Source organism: Hymenobacter sp. BT188 (genome assembly GCF_014333585.1).
Taxonomy (GTDB): domain Bacteria; phylum Bacteroidota; class Bacteroidia; order Cytophagales; family Hymenobacteraceae; genus Hymenobacter.
In genome coordinates this window covers 147128-169107 of sequence record NZ_JACSCW010000004.1, presented here as the reverse complement: position 1 = coordinate 169107, position 21980 = coordinate 147128, and the positions used below count along the sequence as shown (strand labels likewise).

Sequence of the window (21980 nt, the reverse complement as noted above, 5' to 3'; positions counted from 1 at the left end):
TAACAACCCAGTGAAGACATCATAAAAAAGCCCCCCAGAACCTTTCTGGGGGGCTTTTTTATGATGAATAAAATACGGTAGCCGTGCTTGAGGCGCAAGCCGAAAGTGCGGCGTAGAACGACTGTCGTCAGGCTCCCCCTCTCCCCTAGGAGAGGGGGCCGGGGGGTGAGGCCCACATCAGCCAATCCTCCCTATCTTCCCACCCCCTTTCTACCGACCGACTTATCCCTCGTGACTTATCCCGAATTTGAAGCCCGCTGGCGCCCGGCCGGCGGCGCGGAGCGGGCCAACTATGGCCTCTTCCTCCAAGACCTCTGCGATTTATTAGAAGTCCCGAAGCCCGACCCCACTACCGACAACCCCGCCCAGGATGCCTACGTGCTGGAGCGGGCCGTGCAGTTCAACGACGGCGCCAAGAAAAGCACCGGCCGCATCGACCTGTATAAGCGCGGCTGCTTTGTGCTCGAAACCAAGCAAGGCACCGACACCCCCGACCAACAGCAAAAGCTGGAGCGCGCCGAGCTGGGCCTGCCCGCCACCACTCGCCGCAAGGGCCACGCCGTGCGCGGCTCCGCCAAGTGGGAACAGATGATGCAGGCCGCCCGCCAGCAGGCCCTCGGCTACGTACGCGCCCTGCCCGCCGATGAGCCTCGCCCCCTGTTTGTGCTGGTGGCCGACGTGGGCTACTGCCTCGATGTGTACTCCAACTTCGCCGGCGTCGGCGACTCGTTTGTGCCGTTTCCCGACCAGTCGCGGTTTCGGCTGCCGCTCTCAGCCCTGGCCGATGCAGGCACCCGCGCCATGCTGCGCCAGCTTTTCACCGAGCCGCGCGAGCTGGACCCCAGCCGCCGCGCGGCCCGCGTGACGCGGGAGCTGGCCGGCTACCTGGCCGGCGTATCGGCCCAGCTGGAGCGGGCCGGGCACGCGCCCGATGTGGTGGCGCAGTTTCTGATGCGCTGCCTGTTTACTATGTTTTCGGAGGATGTGGGGCTCATTCCCAAAACCTCCTTTACGGGCATGCTGCGCACCTACTCCACCCCCGAGATGCGCGAGTTTCTGCCCGATGCCTTGGCCGGACTGTGGCGCACTATGGACCTGGGGGGCTTTTCGCCCGACCTCAAGGCCCGCCTGCGCCGCTTCAATGGCAAGCTGTTTCATGATGCCACGGCCCTGCCCCTCTCCACCGACCAGATGCAGCTGCTGCTCAAAGCCGCCGAAGCCGACTGGACCGAGGTGGAGCCCGCCATCTTCGGCACCCTGCTCGAACGCGCCCTCGACCCCAAGGAGCGCCACAGCCTGGGCGCCCACTACACCCCGCGCCGCTACGTAGAGCGCCTGGTGCTGCCCACGGTGCTGGAGCCCCTGCGCCGCGAGTGGGCGGCAACGCAGGCCGCCGGCGCCCGTCGCCTCGACGAAGGCCAGCCCAAAGAAGCCCGCGCCGAGCTGGTCCGCTTCCTCAACCGGCTTACCTCCATTCGCATCCTCGACCCGGCCTGCGGCTCCGGCAACTTCCTCTACGTCACGCTGGAGCACCTCAAGCGCCTGGAGGGCGAAGTACTGGCCGCCATCAACAGCTACGGCCACACGGGCCTGCTCGATTTGGGCGGCGGCACCACCGTGAGTCCGCGCCAACTGCTGGGGCTGGAGCTAAACCCGCGCGCGGCCGCCATTGCCGACGTGGTGCTGCGCATCGGCTACCTGCAATGGCACCTGCGCACCCACGGCGTCACGCAGCTAGCCGAACCCCTGCTGGATGAGTACCAGAACATCCGCCAGCAGGATGCCGCCCTCCAGCACGACCCGCCCGTGCCCCGCTTCGATGCCCACGGCCTCCCCGTGACGCGCTGGGACGGCACCACCCGCCTCCACCCCGCCACCGGCCAGCCCATCCCCGACGAAACCGCCCGCACCGCCGTCTTCGATTATCCCAACCCCAAGCCCGCCGCGTGGCCCGAAGCCGATTTTATTGTCGGTAATCCGCCGTTTGTGGGCCCGGCCCGGATGCGCGATGCCCTCGGCGACGGCTACACCGAAGCCCTGCGCAAAGCCTACAAAGGCAAAGTGCCCGACTCGGCCGACCTCGTGATGTATTGGTGGTACAATGCTGCGGCCGCCGTGCAGCGCGGCCCCGCTGAGCGGTTTGGCTTCATCACCACCAACAGCCTCAAGCAAACCTTCAACCGCCGCGTGATGCAGCCTTTCCTGGAAGGCGAACCGGCCCCGCTCACGCTCACCTTCGCCATTCCCGACCATCCGTGGGTGGAAAGTGGTGATGGGGCTGCGGTACGAATTGCAATGACCGTGGCTGAACGAACCCAGGGTACTCCGCTTTTTGGTCAATTGCTTACGCCGAGAACTGAGACAGTATCAGAAGGAGAAGAAGCTTCTGAAGTCACTTTTTCTAACCAACAAGGCCGGATTCTTCCTGACTTAACAATTGGAGCAGATTTAGACAGTGCAAAGCTGTTGAAATCCAATGCAGGCCTTTCAAATCCAGGTGTTAAGCTTCATGGAGCGGGATTCATAGTTACGCTAGAACGGGCCAATAATTTAGGATTAGGAACAATCACTGGGCTCGATAAGCATATTCGTCCTTATCGCAATGGGAAAGACCTCGCTGATAAACCACGTGGTGTTTTTATAATTGATTTATTTGGGCTGTCATTACCTAATGTGCTTGAAAGGTTCCCTGCTGTATATCAGCACCTATTTGAAACCGTTAAACCTGAGCGTGACCAGAATAATCGAGCGTCTTACAGAGATAATTGGTGGATTTTTGGTGAAGCTCGGAGCAGTTTCCGACCAGCTTTGAATAGCTTGCCTCGATACATTGCTACGGTAGAAACCGCTAAACACCGTACGTTTCAATTTCTAGAAGCAGATATCCTTCCTGATAATATGCTGATTGCAATAGCTTTGGATGATGCATATTATCTGGGCGTATTATCAAGTAGATTTCATAATGTTTGGGCGCTAGCAACTGGCGGTGACTTAGGAGGAAATACTCCTCGTTACAACAAAACGCGTTGTTTCGACCCGTTCCCCTTCCCTGCCGCCACGGCGGAGCAGCAGGCGCGCATCCGGGAGTTGGCCGAACAGCTCGACGCCCACCGCAAGCGCCAGCAGGCCCTGCACCCCAGCCTCACCCTCACCGACCTCTACAACGTGGTCGAGAAGCTGCGCGCCGGTCAGCCCCTGGCCACGGCCAAAGAGCACACCATCAACCAGCAGGGCCTGGCCTCCGTGGTGTTCAGCCTCCACCAGCAGCTCGACGCGGCCGTGGCCGAAGCCTACAACTGCCCCCCCGACCTCCCCGACGCCGATATTCTCACCCGCCTTGTGCGCCTCAACCACGAGCGCGCCCGCGAAGAGCAAGCCGGCCACGTCCGCTACCTGCGCCCCGCCTACCAAGCCCCCGATCAGCAGCAATCCGCCCTGAATTTGCCCCCCAGCGCCGCCGCTACCGCCTCCCCCACCGAGGCCACCGGCCCCCAGCCCTGGCCCACTGAGCTAGCCCAACAAATGCAAGCCGTCCGCGACGCCGTGCAACAGTCCCCCCAACCCCTCACGGCCGCCCAAGTAGCCGCCCGCTTCCGCCGCACCCGCCCCGAGAAAGTGCAGCCCCTCCTCGACACCCTCACCGCCCTCAGCCTCTTGCGCCCCACCGAAGAAGGCACCTACGCCGCCTAAATCAGCAGAACAACAAGCTCCCCTCCTCACCTGAGGAGGGGACGCCGCGCCGCAGGCGCGGCTGGGGTGGTTGAGGTCGTTGCTGACGTCTGGGGGGCTTTTTTGCAAAAAAGAACGTCATGCAGAGCAACGCGAAGCATCTCGCGTGCTGACGGTGGGTTACTAACCTCACATCAGCACGCGAGATGCTTCGCGTTGCTCTGCATGACGTTCTTTTATCTGCATAATCGCCACCTTCTGAACACCATCCGCAACGAATCAAACGCCCCTGTTTTCGCTTCGTGAAAACAGCCTCATTCAGCTATAGGCGCAACATTATCAGAGGAGAAAAGCATGAGCGTGCGTGGCGGCTCATCGCGGCGCAAGACAATGAATAAGCCCAATAGCATAATTTGATTTACATATAAACAACACAATATTTTTTTGTATTATTTCTAATATTAGTATACATTAATAGTTATTATCACCTCAGCTATTCTACCTATGGCGCTCACCGAAGGAAATCCAGACATCATAGAGTTTCCAGTGCCATCTGACGAGTGGCAGATTTACGTTGACGCATTCAGCGAGACCTCTAAGCGACTCGAAGACCCGAATCATTTTACGGCCGCTTTTCAGCTGGAAAAAGGTGAAATACTGTATGTTATAAATTCAGGTGATTCGATGATTGCCGGTACGGCCACCTACACGGATGTGCCCCACGCAGGCTTTGTAGATATAATCTATGAGGCCATGCCCTCAAGGTATCGATTCAAGAAGCCCTACGACGTCAACGTCACGGCTTTGCGAGAGGATAAAATAGTGGAAGCCACGCTTCGGTTCGCCGAATTTAAGTTCAGCAAAGCAGAAGAGCTTACCGAAAGAACAGGCGGCGTTATTCACAATCCGCCTTATTAAAAAAGCAGCATGTCGAAATCCCGCACCACCAGCACCAGTGACTCGGCTCCTGAGGAGTCGACCCCAGATCCCTCCCGCCCTACCGACAGCACGTCGGATGAGCCCGTCAATCTCTCCACCTTGGACGGTGGCGTACTGCATAATCCACCCCAGGCTACGCAAAGCCAGGAGTCCAGCACTATCGACGAAGAGTAGCGCGGCGGTTGCCTGCTAACCGCCTACCAGCACGCGCGGCAACGTATTTACCCTTAGTGCCCGCCAGCATGAAGCATGTAGTAGTTCTGCTTCTTTTCAGCGTTTTTCTGCTCCCGCAGCCGGCTCCGGGCCAAACGTCTGCTGCCACTGACAGCCTGCGCCAACTGTTGCGCCAGCAGCCCCGCGCCGATACCCTTCGTGTGCAGCGCCTGCTGGCCCTGGCGCACGCGGTACGTGTAGGAGATATGCCACAGGCCATGCAGCTGAATCAGCAGGCGCTGACGCTGGCTCGCAAGCTCGCTTATACCGACGGCCAGGCCGAGGCGCTGTTGGCCCTGAGCATCCTCTACCGCCGCCAAACCAAGTACGGCCTCGCTCGCCGCTACGCCCAGCAAGCCCAGGCCTCGTTTGCCAAGCGCAACGACTCGGAAGGTCTGGGTAGAGGTTGGCTGCAAATGAGCTGGATTGACCTATTACAGGGTAATTATCCGGGAGCCCTGTCTTCTGCCCTGAAGGGCTTGCCACTGACGGAGAAAAGCGGTGACCTGCTCACCCGCACGCGGCTGCAAATTAATATGGGCAACATTTACAGCCAGCTGGGCGACTATACAGAGGCGCTGTCGACGCTGCGGGCCGCGCTAAAGAATGCCCAGCGCCTCAAAGACGAGCAGACGGTATTGATGGCCCTGAACGGATTGGGCACTACCTACCAAACGCTCAAAAACTGGCCCCAAGCTATTGCCTATCACCAACGGTCCCTTCGCCTCAGCAAAAAGCTAGGCAACGTGGGGGGCGAAATCTCTGATGAGATCAACCTTGCGGAAGTATATGGTCGGCAGGGAAACACAGCAGAGGCGCTGGCCCACGGCCTCCGGGCTCGCCAGCTGGTGCGCGCCACCCAGGATACGTACAACTTGCCCTCGGTGGAGCTGATGCTGGCCCGAGCCTACCTGCTTGCCAACCAAACTGATAGCGTGCTGGCCCTGGCCCATCATGCCCTGGAGCTAAGCCAAAAATCGGGCAGCAACGTCAATATTTTCATGGCCAGCCAGTTGCTCGCCGAAGCCTACGGTCAGCGCCGGGATTTTGAGCAGGCTTACCGCTACCGCAATCTGCAAATAGCCTACGATGATTCGCTTTCTGGGGAGGACATTCAGCGCCGAACTAGTGCTTTACGCTATGGCTATGAGCTGGACCGCAAAAAGGCGCAGATTGACCTGATCAGCAAAGACCGCCAGCTCCAGAAGCAGTGGGTGGAGCGCCAGCGCCAGCAGCTCATTGCTCTGCTGGCCGGATTAGCGGGGCTGGTGCTGGTGGCCGGTCTGTTGCTGCGCAACGTCTTTCTAAAACAACGCGCCAACCGCCAGCTCAAAGAAAAGAATCTGGCCATAGCCGCTCACCGCGACGACCTCGACCAAGCCCTCACGGAACTGCGCGCCACCCAGGCCCAGCTGGTGCAGCACGAGAAGTTGGCCTCGCTGGGGCAGCTGACGGCAGGCGTGGCCCACGAAATCCAGAACCCGCTGAACTTCATCACCAACTTCTCCGACCTGGGCGTGGAGCTGACTACGGAGCTACAGGAGGAGCTAGCAAAAGAAAAACTGTCGGAGAGAGGCCGCGCCACGATTGAGGAGCTGCTGCACGATCTGTCGCATAACCAGCTGAGCATCCATCAGCACGGGCGCCGCGCCGACCGCATCGTGAAAAGCATGCTGGAGCACTCCCGCGCCAGCAGCGGCCAGCCCCAGCCCACCGACCTGAACATGTTGGCGGAAGAGTGCCTGCGCCTAGCGCACTACAGCTATCAGGCCGCTAACAAGGACTTTAAAGCCACGCTTACCACCGAATTTGCCCCCCAGCTCCCCAACCTGCAAGTGGTACCCCAGGATTTGAGCCGGGTGCTGATCAACCTGCTCACCAACGCATTTTACGCGGTAGCCGAGAAGCGCCAACAGTTGGGTGAAGCTTATCAGCCGGAAATAATCATCCGCACCCTGCAAACCGAAAAAGAGGTTAAGATTCAGGTGCGCGACAACGGCAACGGCATTCCCGACGAGGTGCGCCAACGCATTTTCGAGCCCTTCTTTACCACCAAACCCACTGGCGAAGGCACAGGCTTAGGCCTGTCGCTGAGCTACGACATCATCACCAAAGGCCACCGCGGCACGCTAGATGTAGATACGAAGGAAGGTGAGTACACCGAGTTTACTATTTGTCTCCCGCTAGCCACCGCTCCACAACGCGCCATCCGCCCCGCCACCCCCGAAATGACCAAGGCTACCGTGTAACCCTCCCGTAGAGACGCGAATACGCGTCTCTACGGGAGGGTTTTTACTTCCGTATGCCTTCGATAATGCTGAATGGCGACATGGTGGGCAGGATGCGGGTTAACTCCAGGTCGGCTTTCTCAAACAGCTGCCGGTACTCGGCTTCGGTCCGCTCGCAGCCGCGCAGGTACAGCAGCATCTGCAAGTCCAGAAACTTGCCAAAAGACGGCTCGTTGCCTTCGGGCAGCACCATTTCCACGACCAGCACTTTGCCTTCCGGATTCATCGCCTCGCGGCAGTTTTTCAGAATGGTGAGGCACTGCTCGTCGTTCCAGTCGTGGATGATGTGCTTCATAATGTATGCGTCGCCGCCCGCCGGCACTGAATCAAAAAAACTGCCCCCCACCCGCTCGCATCGGTCGGCCACGCCGTGCGATTGTATCAGGTCCTCGGCAGCGTCTACAATGGCTGGCATGTCGTAGAGAATGCCTCGCAGCCGGGGGTATTTTTTCAAAATGGAAGCCAGGAGCAATCCATGTCCGCCCCCTACATCAACAATGGTAGAAAAGGCCGAAAAATCGTAGGCTTCCAGCACGGCAGCGCTGCTAAAAGCGCTGTTGCTGGACATGGCATCGTTAAACACTTTGCCGGCCTTCTCATTATTCCAGAAATAATCAAACGATGAAGTGCCAAATACTTTGTCGAAGGCCGGCTCGCCCGTTCGCACGCTGTAGAGGAGCTCAGCCCAGGTTTGAAACTGAAAGTCGTTCGTCATCAGGGTTACGAAGGGCCGTAAGCTGCCTGGCACATCACTTAGCAGCGGCTCGGCCGGCGGCGTCAGGCGAAACCGCTTGTCTTCGTCCTCCGAAAAGACGCCCACGCTGGCACAGGCGCGCAGCACCCGATACAAAGAGCGCTCATGCGTATTGGTACGCCGCGACAGTTCGCCGGCGCTCTTAGGGCCGTCGCGCAACAGATCAGCAATACCCAGCTCAGCGGCGACTCCAATAGCCCGCGAAGCCGCAAACCCAAACATCACCTGCATGAGCTGGATGGGAGGAGGCAGCTCTTGTTCCATAGATAGTTTAGTTAAATCCTATCAAATAGTTAAGTGCACGCCCACAATCCAAGAGTATGCAGCCGGACCTAAACACTACTCTAATATATACAAGTTATTCTATCCTTATTTATAAAATTGCAATCATAATTTTTACTTAGTTATCCTCGTAATAGCTCCACCGTTTTTGTTGAAACCAACGTTTGTATCTGTTCAACCTGACTAGTACCCCCTCACTTTATCTACCACTACTATGAACAAACGCGATTTTTTGCAGAGAGGCCTGCTGCTGGCCATCAGCGGTTTTGTAAGCCCCGCCCTACTAGCCCGCGCCCGCGACGAGAAGTTTCTGGCCGAAGCCCGTGCCACCCCCATGGCCGATGGTCCCTTTACCCTGCCGGCTCTGCCTTACGCTTTCAACGCGCTGGAGCCGCACATCGACGCGCGTACCATGGAGATTCACCACGATGCGCACCACAAAACGTATGTGTCGAAACTCAACGAGGCCGTGGTGGGCAAACCCCAAGAAAAACAGTCACTGGCCGAGCTGCTGGCTTCTGCCAGCAAGCAACCCGACGCCATACGCAACAACGCGGGCGGCCACTGGAATCACTCTATGTTCTGGCAGATATTAGCGGCCAAGGGCGGCGGACAGCCCACAGGTAATTTGGCTACCGACCTTACCAAGACCTTCGGCTCGTATGAGAAGTTTCAGGAGGAATTTACCAAAGCCGCTACGGGTCGGTTTGGCTCGGGCTGGGCGTGGCTGAGTGTGGACAAAGCTGGCAAGCTGTTTATTTCCTCCACGCCCAATCAGGACAACCCGCTGATGGATATTGCTGGCATTCAGCGCGGTACGCCCATTTTGGGCCTCGATGTGTGGGAGCACGCCTATTATCTGAAGTACCAGAATAAGCGCCCCGATTATGTGAAGGCTTTCTGGAATGCGGTGAACTGGTCGGCGGTAGGTCAGCGCTACGACGCTGCCCGCAAGAGCTAGACGCTATAACACTGCGTAAGAATTCCTTGGATCTACAAACACAAGGTGGTCATGCAGAGCAGAGCGAAGCATCTCGCGTGTTTACCAGGGTTACTACCCAGGCATCAGCCCGCGAGATGCTTCGCTCTGCTCTGCATGACCACCTTATTTGTTACGTTAAGACTCAGTCATATGCTTTTCGTTTTTTGCTTTGGGCTGTACTGCTCCTCGACAAAAGTGAGCAAAGCTGTCTTGAAAAGCTCGACCTCTTGATCTGTATTGTAGGGAGCTAGCCCCAACCGAATCCAACCGCCTAGCTCATTTACTTGCAGCTTATCGGCCATGGTGGAGGCATAAAAATGGCCGTGCGCAATACACATATTGTAGTTATCGGCAAACCAGGCCGCTGCCTCCCGCGAGTTGACGCCATCTAGAGTGAAAGCTAGCGTGGGCGTTTTGCGGGTGCCTGCCGGAGCCCGATACAAGCGCACTTGGGGTAATGACAGCAGGAAATTTTCCAGCCGCACGGCCTGTTCCTGTTCTTGCTTATCAATGCTGTGCATGGCGGTGCGCAGGCGCTCTTTACGAGTAGCTCCTGTGCCGAGTGTTTGAATAAAATCCAGCGCGCCCAGCAGTCCGGCAATGGCCTCATGATTTTGCGTGCCTGTTTCCAGCTTATCGGGAATATGGGCGGGCGCGGGGGCCAATTTGTAGACCGGCAGCTGCTCAAACAAAGCCGCTGACACCACCGCAATGCCTAGGTGGGGCCCAAAGAACTTATACGCTGAGCACAACAGAATATCAGCCCCCAGCGCCTGAAAGTCTACTGGGATATGTGGTACGGCATGCACCGCGTCCAGCACCACAAGGGCATTCACGGCTTTAGCGCGCCGAATCACTTCTTCTACCGGCGTCACGGTGCCCGTCACATTCGATGACATATTCACCGCGACGAGCTTGGTTTTGGTGGTAATCAGCGTGTCGAGCTGGTCGAGTTCCAGCGTGTAGGTTTCGGGATTTACGGGAATAAACTTGACTACTGCGCCGCAGTCTTTTGCAAGCGTCACCCACGGATCTACGTTGGCCCGATGGTCGATTTCAGTAACTATGATTTCGTCGCTGGGCTGAATAAAGTTGGCTAGGCAGCGGGCAATAGCGAAGGCTAGAGAAGTCATATTCTGGCCGAAAGCAACCTCTTGCGGCTGGCAATTCAGAAAGTCGGCCATGCCGCGCCGGCCTTCTTCCAGCAGCTCGTCGGTGGCAACGCTGGTACCAAACATGCCATGCAGGTTAGCCATGCCCCCCGTGATATAGCCCGTCATAGCGTCGAGGGCCTGCTGGGCCATCTGGGTGCCGCCGGGGCCATCGAAAAAGATGTAAGGCTGTTGATGAGCGCGCACGCGTAGCGCTGGGAAGTCAGCCCGAATCGGGTTTATAAGACTGGGAGAAACTAACATGCGAAAGTGGGTGGAATAAGGGGAGGCATTACGGATCGCTTGTAAGGTATAAAGCGACGCTAACATCCCCTAGCTTACGCAAAAAAGCCCCCCGGCCGTCATGCAGAGCGGCAGCGAAGCATGACAAGGCTTTCTAACGTTCCGTGCTACTTTTAAGGAACGACAGCCACAAGCTTTCGCTAATGGTGCTATCAGCTACCGCGAAACAGTAGCGTAATCCTGTCGCTCCTGTACATTTACTGACCAATCCACCCGCTACCTATCTCAAATGAAGCGTCCACTTTTTACTCTGTTATTTCTCTTCTCCTGCCTAGCATCCCAAGCGCAGGCCTTCAAACCCGAAGAAATTGCGCGTTGGCAGCAGCAAGCCAAGCAAGTGAATATCATCCGCGACCAATGGGGCGTGCCGCATATATATGGCAAAACCGACGCGGACGCTGTATTTGGTCTGCTCTACGCCCAGTGCGAAGACGATTTTGCCCGCGTGGAGGAAAATTATCTCACCAACATCGGGCGTCTGGCGGAGGTAGAGGGCGAGACAGCTTTGTACAGCGACTTGCGGGCTAACCTTTTCATGGACAGCACTCAAGCCATCAGCATCTACAAAAAAAGCCCCCCGTGGATGAAGGAGCTGCTCAACGCCTTCGCCGACGGCACCAACTATTACCTCTACACCCACCCCACCATCAAGCCCAAGGTGCTCACGCGCTACCAGCCCTGGATGCCGCTTATGTTCAGCGAGGGCAGCATTGGTGGCAACATCAGCGTGGTGCCATTGGAGCGGTTGAAGGCATTTTATAGCCAGAAAAAGTCCACCTCCTGGCAGCACCCTAACTTTGAAAAGCAGGACCGCGAACCGGTTGGCTCCAATGGCTTTGCTATTGCCCCGGCCAAAAGTGCCAGTGGCCACGCTCTGCTGCTGATTAACCCGCACACGTCCTTTTACTTTCGGCCCGAAGTGCAGATGGTGAGTGAAGCCGGCCTCAATGCCTATGGTGCCGTTACCTGGGGGCAGTTCTTTGTGTATCAAGGTTTCAATGAGAAGTGCGGCTGGATGCACACCTCCAGCCAGGCCGATTCCATGGATGAGTACCTGGAAACCATTGAGGAGAAGAATGGAAAGCTGTACTACAAGGTTGGCAAAAAGCGGCGGCCGGTGCAGGTCAAAAAGGTGTCGTTGGCTTATAAGCAAGGCAATCAGGTGCTGCGCAAGGAGTTCACCACCTACCGCACCCATCACGGCCCCGTAGTAGGTCAGCAGGCCGACAACCAATGGGTAACGGTGCGCATGATGGATACGCCGCTGGAGGCGCTGGAGCAGTCGTATCTGCGCACTAAGGCCACCGACTACGCCAGCTTCAACGAGGTAATGAAGCTCAACGGCAACGCTACCAACAACACCGTTTTTGCCGACAGCAAGGGTAACATCGCCTACTGGCACGGCAACTTTATGCCCATCCGCGACCCCAAATTCGACTGGAGCCGCCCCATTGATGGCAGCAACCCCCAAACGGAGTGGAAGGGTCTGCACAAAGTAAACGAGCTGGTGCAGGTGCTCAACCCTGCCAGCGGCTGGATTCAGAACTGCAACTCCACGCCCTTCACCGTATCTGGCCCCAGCAGCCCCGCTAAGGATAAATACCCCGCCTACATGGCCCCCGATGCGGAAAACTACCGGGGTATCAATGCAGTGCGCGTACTGAGTCGTCGTAAAATATACACGCTGGATACGCTCATTGCTGCCGCCAACGACCCGTATCTGGCAGGCTTCGAGGAGATAATTCCGGCATTGCTGACTGCACATCAAAACACTGCTGGAACTGCTAGCACCCAGTCGAAAGCGGTACCGGAAGCCATTGAGGTGCTACGGGCTTGGGACAAAAAGTACAGCAAAACCTCCGTAGGGCAAACGCTTGCCATCTATTGGGGTGAGCGGATTCAGAAGCTGGCTCGCACCCGCGCCCTCCCCGACCAACGACTTGACAATCTGACGTTAACCGCCTTAGTTATTGAAAAAACGACGCCCCAGGAGAAGGTAACCTCCCTGGCCGAAACCCTAGACGAGCTGACCCGCAACTTCGGCACCTGGAAGATGCCTTGGGGTGAGGTAAACCGCTTCCAGCGCCTCACCGGCCAGATTCAGGAAGTCTATGATGACAGCAAGCCCAGCATTCCAGTAGCCTTCACTTCCTCGGCTTGGGGTTCACTGGCCGCTTTCGGCGCGAAGGCGCAGCCAAACACCAAAAAGCGCTACGGCAACGTCGGGAACAGCTTTGTGGCTGTGGTAGAGTTTGGGCCGCGCATTAAGGCGCGCTCCGTGCTGGCTGGGGGAGAAAATAGCGACCCTAACTCGCCCCACTTCACTGATCAAGCGGCTATGTACACGGAGCAGCGGTTCAAAGACGTGCTGTTTTACCCCGAAGATGTTCGCAAGAACGCTAAGAAAACCTACCATCCGGGTGAGTAAGCGTTTTTAAAACGCTAGAACGAACACCCATCTGTTCTCCACTCCATTTCTCATCCTGAGCTTGCGAAGGACCTTCTCACGCTTGAACAAGACGTTGCTACGTCAGTCGTTCAACGGGCATAAGGTCCTTCGCAAGCTCAGGATGACAGACAGAGTGGATGCTAGGCGGGGCGGATGAGAGAGCAGGGGAGGACAAATCAAGCACATGTTGAACGAGTAATGTTCAATGACGAGACGCAAAGTGTTGCGTCTCTACACCGTTCAAAAACAGCGAGGCCGCGCCGTCTAATTACTGACGGCGCGGCCTCGCTGTTTTTACTCCGACTGTTTAATCAATCATAACGCTAGCGCCAGTCAGCGCCACATTGGCTTGTAGTACTTGCTTCGCGGCCAGCGCCGACTTTAGTGGCTGTCCGCCGCCTACGAAAACCTGTACTTGGCCGGCTTGCACCAAGCGTTCGGCTTTCTCATTTAACATGGATAACTGCCGGGGCGTGAGCGTAAACTGCACCGTCTTTTTCTCCCCGGCTTTCAGGTTTATTCGTTGGAAACCTTCCAGCGCGTGCAGGGCCACGCGGCTCTTGGCGTTGGGGTGTTTTACGTAGAGCTGCACTACCTCGTCGCCGTCGCGCTTGCCGGTGTTCTGTACTTCTACACTTACCGTTACCGGTTGGCCAGTTGGGGCGTTGGGGGGCATTTTTAAGCCGCTGTACTTAAAAGTAGTGTAGCTCAGGCCATGCCCGAATGGATAGAGTGGCGTGTCGCGGAAGTAGCGGTAGGTGCGGCCCTCCATGCTGTAATTATCGAAGGCGGGCAGCTGCTTTTCCGAGCGATAAAACGTCACGGGGAGGCGGCCGGCGGGGTTGTAGTCCCCGAAGAGCACATTGGCTAGGGCGGTGCCAGTGGCCTGCCCTCCATACCAGGTATTGATGATGGCTGGGATGTTGGCCGCCTCCCACGGCACACCCAGGGCACTGCCGGTCATCATGGCAAACACCACCGGCTTGCCCGACGATTTGAGCACCTTCAGCAGCTCGGTCTGCACTTTGGGTAAGGCAATGCTGGTGCGGTCGCCGCCGCTGAAGCCTTCCACGTCTACCTTCATTTCTTCGCCCTCTAAGCGGGGAGAAATGCCCCCCACGAAGATAATTGCGTCGGCGTCGCGCACTTGGGCCAGGATATTCTTGGCGTTCATGGGCACTATGTGTGCGCCGGTAAACTTGAGAATGGTGCGGCGGTCAGACTGGAAGTACTCGATTTTGATGTCCATCTTTTTACCCGCCTCCACTTTCTGAGTGTGCTGCATGGTCGAAACGCCGCGGCTTTTCCAGTTATCGATAACTAGCTTATTATCCACGAATAAGCGGTAGCCGTCGTCGCCGGTTATTTGCAGAGCCAGTTCCTCCGACTTCTCCGGGGTGAACGTGGTGGTGTAGCGCGCCGAGAAGTTTTCGGAAGGCAGGCCGGGCACCACTTCAATCTTTACGTTAGCCAAATAGCGGTCGAGGCCCGCTTCCTGAGCCGTTGCCACAGGCTGTCCTTCCAGATTAGCACCTTTGAAATACTCTGCTTTGAAACCAAGCTGGCCGTTGAAAGCCAGGCTTTTATTGATGTCGAAGGTCTCATACACGATGTTGCTGGCATAGTCAACACCTTGGATAAAGGTTACTTCGGTGCCTTTGCCGACTTTAGCTCGAATGCCTTCGAGTGGGGTCACATTATCGGTGGGGAAACCGTTGTAGTTGCCGAGCTGCACGGCATCGTTGTCGGCATTGGGGCCGAGCACCACTAGCTTCTTAATGTCTTTGCGGAGCGGCAGTGTGTTCTTGTCATTTTTCAGCAGCACCAACGATTCGTGGGCCATTTGGAGGGCGTGGGCCTGGTGGGGGGCACTTTCCACCACGCTCATCGGAATCTGAGCGTACTTCACCTGCTCCACCGGGTCAAACATGCCCAGCTGGAAGCGAATCTTATACAACCTCTTCACCGACACGTCTATCTGCTGCTCCGTGATAAGCTTGCGCTGCACTGATTCGAGCAAAGAATTGTAGGTAAATAGCTTGCCCGTGGCACATTCGAGGTCAGTGCCGTGCATCACGGCGTTGGCGGCGGCAGTAGCCGCGTCGGGGTCGGTTTTGTGGTTTTGCCAAAAGTCGTTGATGCCGTCGCAGTCGGAGGTAACGTAGCCCTGAAACTTCCACTTATCATAGAGAATCTCGTTCATCAGCTTGTCGCTGCCGCAGCAGGGCTGACCAGCGTAGGCATTGTAGGCGCACATCACGCTTGCCACTTTTGCATCCACAATTAAGTCGCGGAAGGCCGGCAAATACGTGTCCCACAAATCGTAGTCGCTGATTTTGGCATCGTACACGTGGCGCAATGACTCCGGGCCGCTGTGCACGGCGAAGTGCTTAGCGCAGGCGGTTACCTTCAAATACTTCGGGTCGTCGCCCTGAAATCCTTTTACCAGCGCCGAACCCAGCTGCCCGGTCAGGTACGGGTCTTCGCCGTAGGTTTCCTGGCCCCGGCCCCAGCGCGGGTCGCGGAAGATGTTAATGTTGGGCGTCCAGAACGTGAGGCCTTGGTAAATGCCTCGCTCACCGCGGCGGGCGTACTCGTGGTGCACGGCGCGGGCTTCGTCGGAGGTAATGGTGGCCATTTTGAGCATGGCATCGGTGTTGAAAGTAGCCGCCAGACCGATGGCCTGCGGAAACACCGTCGTCTTCATGCTCGTGCGGGCCACGCCGTGCAGAGCTTCATTCCACCAGTTGTAAGCCGGAATGCCCAGCCGGTCGATGGCGGGCGAAGCGTTCAGCATCTGGCTTACTTTTTCCTCCAGCGTCAGGCGCCCAACTAAGTCATTGACCCGCTGATCGATGGGCAGATCGGGATTGCGAAACGGGAAGTCTTCGGGCTTGCTGGGGGGCATTTCTTGGGTAGAAGTGGCAGCTGGGGCAGTGGCGGTCTGCTGACTGCCTTTGCCGCACGCCGCAAGGGCCAGCAGGGAATAAACGATTAGGGATTTCTTCATCCTTTGGGTGAGATGGTGAAAAATGGTGGTCGTAGACTACTAAGACCTGAGACTTGCCCCCTTCCTTCATTAATGGCTGCTTAAAATTGCCGGTCATGCAGAGCGGAGCATCTCGCGTGTTTAGCTGGAGTACTAACCTTACTATCTACCGCACGCGAGATGCTCCGCTCTGCATGACCGGCTGATGTTAGCAACCCTTGGTTATGAAGGAAAAAGACGCGCATCTAAAGTAGGCGGCTTGCCAACTACGACCAGCGATTTTAAGCCAAATCTGTGCTTTCAGGCATGAAATAATCTATGTAAACGATTGTGATAGTATTTCTTACCGATATAAGTGCCTTCGTAACTCAGCCCTTTGCCCGCCTCTCTACGTTTATCTAGCTTCGAACCCAAGACGCAGATCTTACCTCACCCCAACCTTATACTACTTTAGAAAAGCAAAATCATGGCAGGAAAACTTAATGGAAAAGTAGCTCTCATTACGGGTGCAAGTGCCGGCATCGGCGAAGCGTGCGCGCGGGCTTTGGCCGCCGAAGGAGCCAATTTGGTATTGACCGCCCGGCGCGACGAGCGGCTGGAATCACTAGCCGCGGAGCTGCGCCAATTGGGCGTGGAAGTAACGTTTGTAGCCGGCGACGCCCGCGACGAAGAAACTGCCCGCCGCACTGTGCAAGCCGCCACCGACTCGTTTGGCCGCCTCGACATACTGATCAATAACACCGGCGCTGGCAACTATAAAAACTTGGTTGACACGAGCGCCGACGAGTACGACGAGCTCATGGACACCAACATGCGCACGACTTTCCTCTTCACCCGCCACGCGGTGCCCGTGATGCAAAGCCAGAAATCCGGCACCATTCTGATGCTTTCCTCCATGGCGGGCGTGTATGGTTTTGCGGGCGAAGCGGTGTACTGCGCCACCAAGTTTGCTCAGGTTGGCTTTGCCCAAGCGCTGGATAAGGAGCTGCGGCCCGATGGCATCAAAGTGGGTGCTATTTGCCCCGGCGGCGTAAAAACGGAGTTTGCTTTAGGCAAAGGTCGCACCGAGGAAAAAGTAGCCCAATCAGGAATGCTGGATGCTGAGGACGTAGCTGGCGCCGTGCTGCTGGCCTGCACACAGTCGGCCAACTCCCGCATCATTGAGATTCAGATGCGCACGATGGACGAGGCGTTGACATAGGCCAAATTGCTTAATCCCAGATTAGAAAAAGCCCCCCAAAATCAGTTGGGGGGCTTTTTTGGCTATTATAAAGTTTATAAAACCTGCACTTTAAAAATCAGAACGATGTAGAGACGCAACACTTTGCGTCTCGTCGTTGCTCATATTGTTATTCAATCCAGCGCTTCTAGTCGTTCAATGACCGCAACGACGAGACGCAAAGTGTTGCGTCTCTACATCGTTCAAACAGCTTCTTAAGCTGCTGGTGCAGGCCGCCGCAACAATTGATACAAGCTGGCTATGTGGCTGAACAGTACCACCGGCACAATAAACGAGGGCAGCCACACAAACGGAAAGCGCAACACTCCCACATTCGGCTGCTCAAAAGCTAGCCGCTGGACCGGAGTTGGGGCCGAGAGCAAAGCCAGCGTAACAATAATGGCCAGCAATAAAAGCGTGGCTACGTTCCAGACGATTAGCCCTACCCTTCCCAACCGCTGATTGCGCCACATGCTTGCCACCACCGGAGCCGTCAGGCCCGAGAGTACATCGAAGTTGCGACCAGAAAACGTCATCAGCTCGGGAACCAGATGATGCGCTGCCAGTCCATACAAGCCAATTTCCACGCCTATTCGCACTACGCTAATGGCAGTCAGATCGGCTAGAGGAAGGCGGGCCATCCAGCGGCGGCCTTGCGGGGAAATAACGATGGCGAGAATAACAGCTACGGCCGGAAAAAGGGCGCCCACTGCTAAATGCGGAGGCAGCGCGTCCAAATCGGTTTGATAAAAGCCCCCCAGCGCCAAGCCGGCCTGCACGGTAAGCCACACGCCAACCATCAGCCAGTAATAGTTAACGGAGCTGCCAGCGCGCTGTATGGCCTGCGCCAACAGCCACGCGGTAAAGGAAGTACAAGCCACAAACAGCACACTAAGCCAAGCCGGCGCCGGTGCATTCAGATATTCCAGATTGACCGTCGGCATCAGTAAAAGCATTCGTAGCGGATGAAAGGCTGAAAATATAGTCTTCCTTGAATAAAACTACTAGCGCAACTTTCCTTTCAGTCAGGCTTTACCTCACATTTGCTGCACCTGCTGCCAGATTTCCTTTTCCACTGGAATACCCTGCTTCAGATTATCCTGGCGGGTGGCATACGACTGCTCGCCGGGGTAGAACACCTGCTCACCGGCTTCTGACGGCGCGCCGCTTTTAGTGTAGCTGATAATTTCCTCAATCAGGCTTGCGTGCATGTTGGGCTGGTGCAAGGCAATAAAGCACTGCGACACGCCCGCCTCGGTGCCCGACTGCGTGATGGCCGCCGTGGAACGGCCACCGCTAAGGGCGGTCAGCAGCACGTCGAGCACCAACGACAGGCCCGATCCTTTCCAGAAACCAATGGGCAGGGCCCGTTCCGAGGCCAGAATATCGGCGGCGTTGGTGGTGAGCTTGCCCTCCTGGTCGTAGCCGCCGGGCACGGGCAGGGTTTCGTGCCGAGTGGCGTAGGTATTGAGTTTGCCGTAGGAATACTGCGAAATAGCCATATCCAGCACGATGGGGGGCTTTTCGGCGCGCGGCACTGCAATTACCAATGGGTTGTTGCCTAGTCGTGCATCGGTGCCGCCCCAGGGCGTGACGTTGGCAATGGTATTGGTAAAGCAAATGCCGATGCAGCCGGCTTCGGCGGCCTGCCAGCCGTAGGTGCCGCCACGCATCCAGTGGTTGGTGTTGCGGAGCGCCACGCAGCCAATGCCATGCTCGTTAGCCAAGGCAATAGCCCGATCCATGCAGACACTGGCGCTGTACATGCCGGGGGCCAAATTCCCGTCCCAGCGCTCCAATGCCCCATTTTGCTCCACACATTCGGGCTCGGCGGCTGGGTGAATCAAGCCTTGCTGCACGACCTGCACAAACGTGGGAAACCGGTTGAGGCCGTGGGTATACACACCGTCGCGGCTATTCTTGGCGAAAATGGTGGCGCAGTGTTCGGCTCTTTCTTCTGAGAAGGAAAGCGACAACAGCACCCGCTTTAACTCGTGCTGCAATTGTGGATAAGGAATGCGTAGGCTCATAGGGGGCTTTTTTGATGATTAGCAGCCACTTGTGGTTGTCTGCTAGAAAGCAGCTTACTCTTGTGCATTCGGGCCAGCATTATGCTGCCTGCTTCCGGTTTCAACTAACATACTCAAGTTGGCAATACGCGATTTTTCAAATTTATACCCACCTTTCTTGCCACTGTCTCCTATCAAGGCAGCGCCTCTACGTTTTGCCCAACAGCTTTTTTTAGGCGTCAATGGGAGAAATTTGCTCCCCACATGGTAGCAAGGCACGTGAGCAAGCGGATGGGTTTTGGCTTGGGTCATAGCTCCTCCGTAGTAATACGGACAAAAAACAAAGCTGAAGTGTCTCAAAATCCGTAGTAACTAACTGTTCCCGCTGTAGCGCCGACACGTTATACACAGCAGATTTACGAGCAGGCACCATCGCCTCTGAGCGCCTGGGCTTTATACATTCCGATTGATGGCCAGAACCATTATTGTTTCCAACCGCTTGCCTACCAAAGTGCAGCGCACCACCGACGGTCTCACCTTTCAGCCCAGCGAAGGCGGCCTGGCCACCGGCTTGGGCTCCATTTATCGAGCCGATAGCAACATTTGGGTGGGCTGGCCGGGCCTATTTGTAGAAGACCCCACCGAGCAGCAGCACGTAGCCGACCAGCTCCGCGACGACAGCATGGCGCCCGTATTTCTGACCGAAACCGAAATCCGGGATTTTTACGAAGGCTTCAGCAACTCCACACTCTGGCCTATTTTTCACTATTTCAACGAATACGCCAGCTTCGAAGAGGCCCATTGGGAAGCCTACGTAGCGGCCAATCAGAAATTCTGCGACGCCGTATTGGAGCTGGCCGGCCCCGACGATACTATTTGGGTGCATGATTATCAACTATTACTGTTGCCCCAGATGCTGCGCCGCGCGCGGCCGAATGCCACCATTGGCTTCTTTCTGCACATTCCGTTTCCTTCATATGAGCTGCTACGGGTGCTGCCCTGGAGCACAGAGCTGCTGGAAGGCATGTTGGGCGCCGATCTGATTGGCTTCCACACCTTTTATTACATGCGCCATTTTCTGAGCGCGGTTTCCAATTTGCTGGGTCTGCCCAACCAGAACGGCCAGATTGAAACGCCCAGCCGCATGGTACTCGTCGATGCCTTCCCGATGGGTATCGACTACGAGCGCTACGCGACGGCCGCAGCCTCGGAAGCGGCGATGGGACATATTGAGACCTTCCGCGAGGCCTTGCGCGGGGTGCGCATGATCCTGTCCATCGACCGCCTCGATTATACCAAGGGTATTGCTCAACGTCTGCGGGCTTTTGAAGAACTACTAAAGCGCTACCCCGAGTGGCGCGAGCAAGTGAGCCTGCTTATGCTGGTGGTGCCCTCCCGCGACCAGGTAACGCAGTATCAGGCCCTGAAAGTGGAGGTGGATGAGCTGGTGGGTCGGATCAATGCCCAGTACGGCACCATTGCCTGGACGCCCATTCTGTACTTCTACCGCTCATTGCCCTTCGACCAGTTGGTGGCACTCTACCGGCTGGCCGACGTGGCGCTGGTAACGCCCGTGCGCGACGGTATGAACCTGGTAGCCAAGGAATATATTGCCTGCAAAACTGACCAGCGCGGGGTGCTCATCCTCAGCGAGCGGGCCGGCGCGGCCCAGGAGCTCTCCGATGCGCTGCTCATTAATCCCACCGCCACCGGCAAAGTAGCCGACGTACTGCATCAGGCCCTGACCATGCCGGAGGAAGAGCAAAAAAACCGCATGAGCAGCTTGCAGGCTCTGGTGCGGCAATATGACGTGTTTGCCTGGACGGAGCTGTTCATGAATCGGTTGGCCTACAGCAAGATCAAGCAACTGACGTTGGGCACCGACCTACTGGATGACGTTGCCAGCGCCCAATTGCGGCGCGACTACCGAAAAGCCCCCCAGCGCCTGTTATTGCTCGATTATGGGGGCACCTTGGTCGATTTTCACAACAACCCCGAGCACGCCAAACCCGATGAAGAGCTGCTTGCGTGCCTGCGGGTTCTCACCGCCAATCCACAGAACCGCGTGGTTATTATCAGCGGGCACGACCGACCGACGCTGGAAAAGTGGCTGGGCCACCTCCGCCTCGATTTTATTGCCGAGCATGGTGTATGGCTGCGGCGGGCGGGCGAAGAGTGGTATCTGTTTCGGCCAATGGAATCGGTGTGGAAGCAGGCATTCCGGCCTTTGCTGGAGCAGTATGTCAGCCGCACCGCCGGCTCCTTCATCGAAGAGAAAGACTACTCCCTGGTATGGCACTACCGTCGTGCCGACGCTGCCCTTGGCGAAGTGCGCTCACGCGAACTGCTCAACCATCTCAACTTTATGACTTCCAACACCGATTTGCAGGTGCTGGAAGGCAATAAAGCACTGGAAATAAAGACCATCGGCATAACCAAAGGCACTGCCGCTCAGCGCTGGCTCACCCCTGATTATTCCGACTTTATCCTGGCCATCGGCGACGACCGCACCGATGAAGACATTTTCCGCGTTTTACCCGCCCACGCCTACAGCGTGAAGGTTGGCAGCGCCATCCACTCAGCAGCCCGCTACGCGGTGAGCGGCGTTTCGGACGTGCGCAAGCTACTTACCGAGCTTACTGAGGTAGAAACTAACCGCCCAGATATACACGTAGGGCAGTCCACTCCTACTTAGTATTGCGCTGTTAGTCATTAATGTATCAAAAAAGCCCC

General features: G+C 56.8%; 13 protein-coding genes. 8 read left to right on the top strand and 5 right to left on the bottom strand.

All coding sequences use genetic code 11. The annotated features are described in order from the left end of the window. The first annotated feature begins 231 nt into the window (after positions 1-231). The 4 genes from H8B13_RS12305 (at position 232) to H8B13_RS12290 (ending at position 7070) form a co-directional block, all read left to right on the top strand. Positions 232-3690, top strand: coding sequence for a class I SAM-dependent DNA methyltransferase (locus tag H8B13_RS12305; protein WP_187311115.1), 3459 nt, complete (start codon positions 232-234; stop codon positions 3688-3690). A gap of 483 nt (positions 3691-4173) precedes the next feature. After that, positions 4174-4587, top strand: coding sequence for a hypothetical protein (locus H8B13_RS12300; RefSeq protein WP_187311114.1), 414 nt, complete (start codon positions 4174-4176; stop codon positions 4585-4587). 9 nt (positions 4588-4596) lie between these two features. After that, complete coding sequence (locus tag H8B13_RS12295) at positions 4597-4782, top strand: hypothetical protein (protein WP_187311113.1); 186 nt, start codon at positions 4597-4599, stop codon at positions 4780-4782. A gap of 68 nt (positions 4783-4850) precedes the next feature. Further along, entirely contained in the window at positions 4851-7070 is a 2220-nt protein-coding gene (locus H8B13_RS12290) for a tetratricopeptide repeat protein (protein ID WP_187311112.1), read from the top strand. 43 nt (positions 7071-7113) lie between these two features. On the opposite strand, the gene H8B13_RS12285 is transcribed toward H8B13_RS12290, so the two are convergent. After that, positions 7114-8127, bottom strand: coding sequence for a methyltransferase (locus H8B13_RS12285; RefSeq protein ID WP_187311111.1), 1014 nt, complete (start codon positions 8125-8127; stop codon positions 7114-7116). Positions 8128-8359: 232 nt separating this feature from the next. On the opposite strand from H8B13_RS12285, the gene H8B13_RS12280 reads away from it, so the two are divergent. After that, positions 8360-9106, top strand: a complete 747-nt coding sequence (locus H8B13_RS12280) for a superoxide dismutase (protein ID WP_187311110.1) — start codon at positions 8360-8362, stop codon at positions 9104-9106. A gap of 167 nt (positions 9107-9273) precedes the next feature. On the opposite strand, the gene H8B13_RS12275 is transcribed toward H8B13_RS12280, so the two are convergent. Beyond that, positions 9274-10542, bottom strand: a complete 1269-nt coding sequence (locus H8B13_RS12275; RefSeq protein WP_187311109.1) for a cysteine desulfurase-like protein — start codon at positions 10540-10542, stop codon at positions 9274-9276. Positions 10543-10810: 268 nt separating this feature from the next. Between H8B13_RS12275 and H8B13_RS12270 the strand changes: the two genes are divergently transcribed. Beyond that, positions 10811-13009 carry a penicillin acylase family protein gene (locus H8B13_RS12270; protein ID WP_187311108.1) on the top strand — a complete coding sequence of 733 codons (2199 nt, stop codon included), beginning with the start codon at positions 10811-10813 and terminating at the stop codon, positions 13007-13009. A gap of 328 nt (positions 13010-13337) precedes the next feature. On the opposite strand, the gene H8B13_RS12265 is transcribed toward H8B13_RS12270, so the two are convergent. Then, a complete protein-coding gene (locus H8B13_RS12265; protein ID WP_187311107.1) occupies positions 13338-16040 on the bottom strand; it encodes a glycoside hydrolase family 3 C-terminal domain-containing protein in 2703 nt (900 codons plus the stop codon). Positions 16041-16485: 445 nt separating this feature from the next. Between H8B13_RS12265 and H8B13_RS12260 the strand changes: the two genes are divergently transcribed. After that, positions 16486-17220, top strand: a complete 735-nt coding sequence (locus H8B13_RS12260; RefSeq protein ID WP_187311106.1) for an SDR family oxidoreductase — start codon at positions 16486-16488, stop codon at positions 17218-17220. A 233-nt stretch (positions 17221-17453) separates the two neighbouring features. On the opposite strand, the gene H8B13_RS12255 is transcribed toward H8B13_RS12260, so the two are convergent. After that, entirely contained in the window at positions 17454-18194 is a 741-nt protein-coding gene (locus H8B13_RS12255) for a hypothetical protein (RefSeq protein ID WP_187311105.1), read from the bottom strand. Between the two features lie 81 nt (positions 18195-18275). Then, complete coding sequence (gene yiaK / locus H8B13_RS12250) at positions 18276-19268, bottom strand: 3-dehydro-L-gulonate 2-dehydrogenase (protein WP_187311104.1); 993 nt, start codon at positions 19266-19268, stop codon at positions 18276-18278. Between the two features lie 448 nt (positions 19269-19716). On the opposite strand from yiaK, the gene H8B13_RS12245 reads away from it, so the two are divergent. Next, positions 19717-21942 carry a bifunctional alpha,alpha-trehalose-phosphate synthase (UDP-forming)/trehalose-phosphatase gene (locus H8B13_RS12245; RefSeq protein ID WP_187311103.1) on the top strand — a complete coding sequence of 742 codons (2226 nt, stop codon included), beginning with the start codon at positions 19717-19719 and terminating at the stop codon, positions 21940-21942. Positions 21943-21980 lie beyond the last annotated feature (38 nt).

Bases quoted from the DNA above. Each gene is read 5' to 3' on its own strand.
- H8B13_RS12300 (WP_187311114.1), top strand. From the start codon at position 4,174: ATGGCGCTCACCGAAGGAAATCCAGACATCATAGAGTTTCCAGTGCCA.
- H8B13_RS12295 (WP_187311113.1), top strand. From the start codon at position 4,597: ATGTCGAAATCCCGCACCACCAGCACCAGTGACTCGGCTCCTGAGGAG.
- H8B13_RS12290 (WP_187311112.1), top strand. From the start codon at position 4,851: ATGAAGCATGTAGTAGTTCTGCTTCTTTTCAGCGTTTTTCTGCTCCCG.
- H8B13_RS12285 (WP_187311111.1), bottom strand. From the start codon at position 8,127: ATGGAACAAGAGCTGCCTCCTCCCATCCAGCTCATGCAGGTGATGTTT.
- H8B13_RS12280 (WP_187311110.1), top strand. From the start codon at position 8,360: ATGAACAAACGCGATTTTTTGCAGAGAGGCCTGCTGCTGGCCATCAGC.
- H8B13_RS12275 (WP_187311109.1), bottom strand. From the start codon at position 10,542: ATGTTAGTTTCTCCCAGTCTTATAAACCCGATTCGGGCTGACTTCCCA.
- H8B13_RS12270 (WP_187311108.1), top strand. From the start codon at position 10,811: ATGAAGCGTCCACTTTTTACTCTGTTATTTCTCTTCTCCTGCCTAGCA.
- H8B13_RS12265 (WP_187311107.1), bottom strand. From the start codon at position 16,040: ATGAAGAAATCCCTAATCGTTTATTCCCTGCTGGCCCTTGCGGCGTGC.
- H8B13_RS12260 (WP_187311106.1), top strand. From the start codon at position 16,486: ATGGCAGGAAAACTTAATGGAAAAGTAGCTCTCATTACGGGTGCAAGT.
- H8B13_RS12255 (WP_187311105.1), bottom strand. From the start codon at position 18,194: ATGCTTTTACTGATGCCGACGGTCAATCTGGAATATCTGAATGCACCG.
- yiaK (WP_187311104.1), bottom strand. From the start codon at position 19,268: ATGAGCCTACGCATTCCTTATCCACAATTGCAGCACGAGTTAAAGCGG.
- H8B13_RS12245 (WP_187311103.1), top strand. From the start codon at position 19,717: ATGGCCAGAACCATTATTGTTTCCAACCGCTTGCCTACCAAAGTGCAG.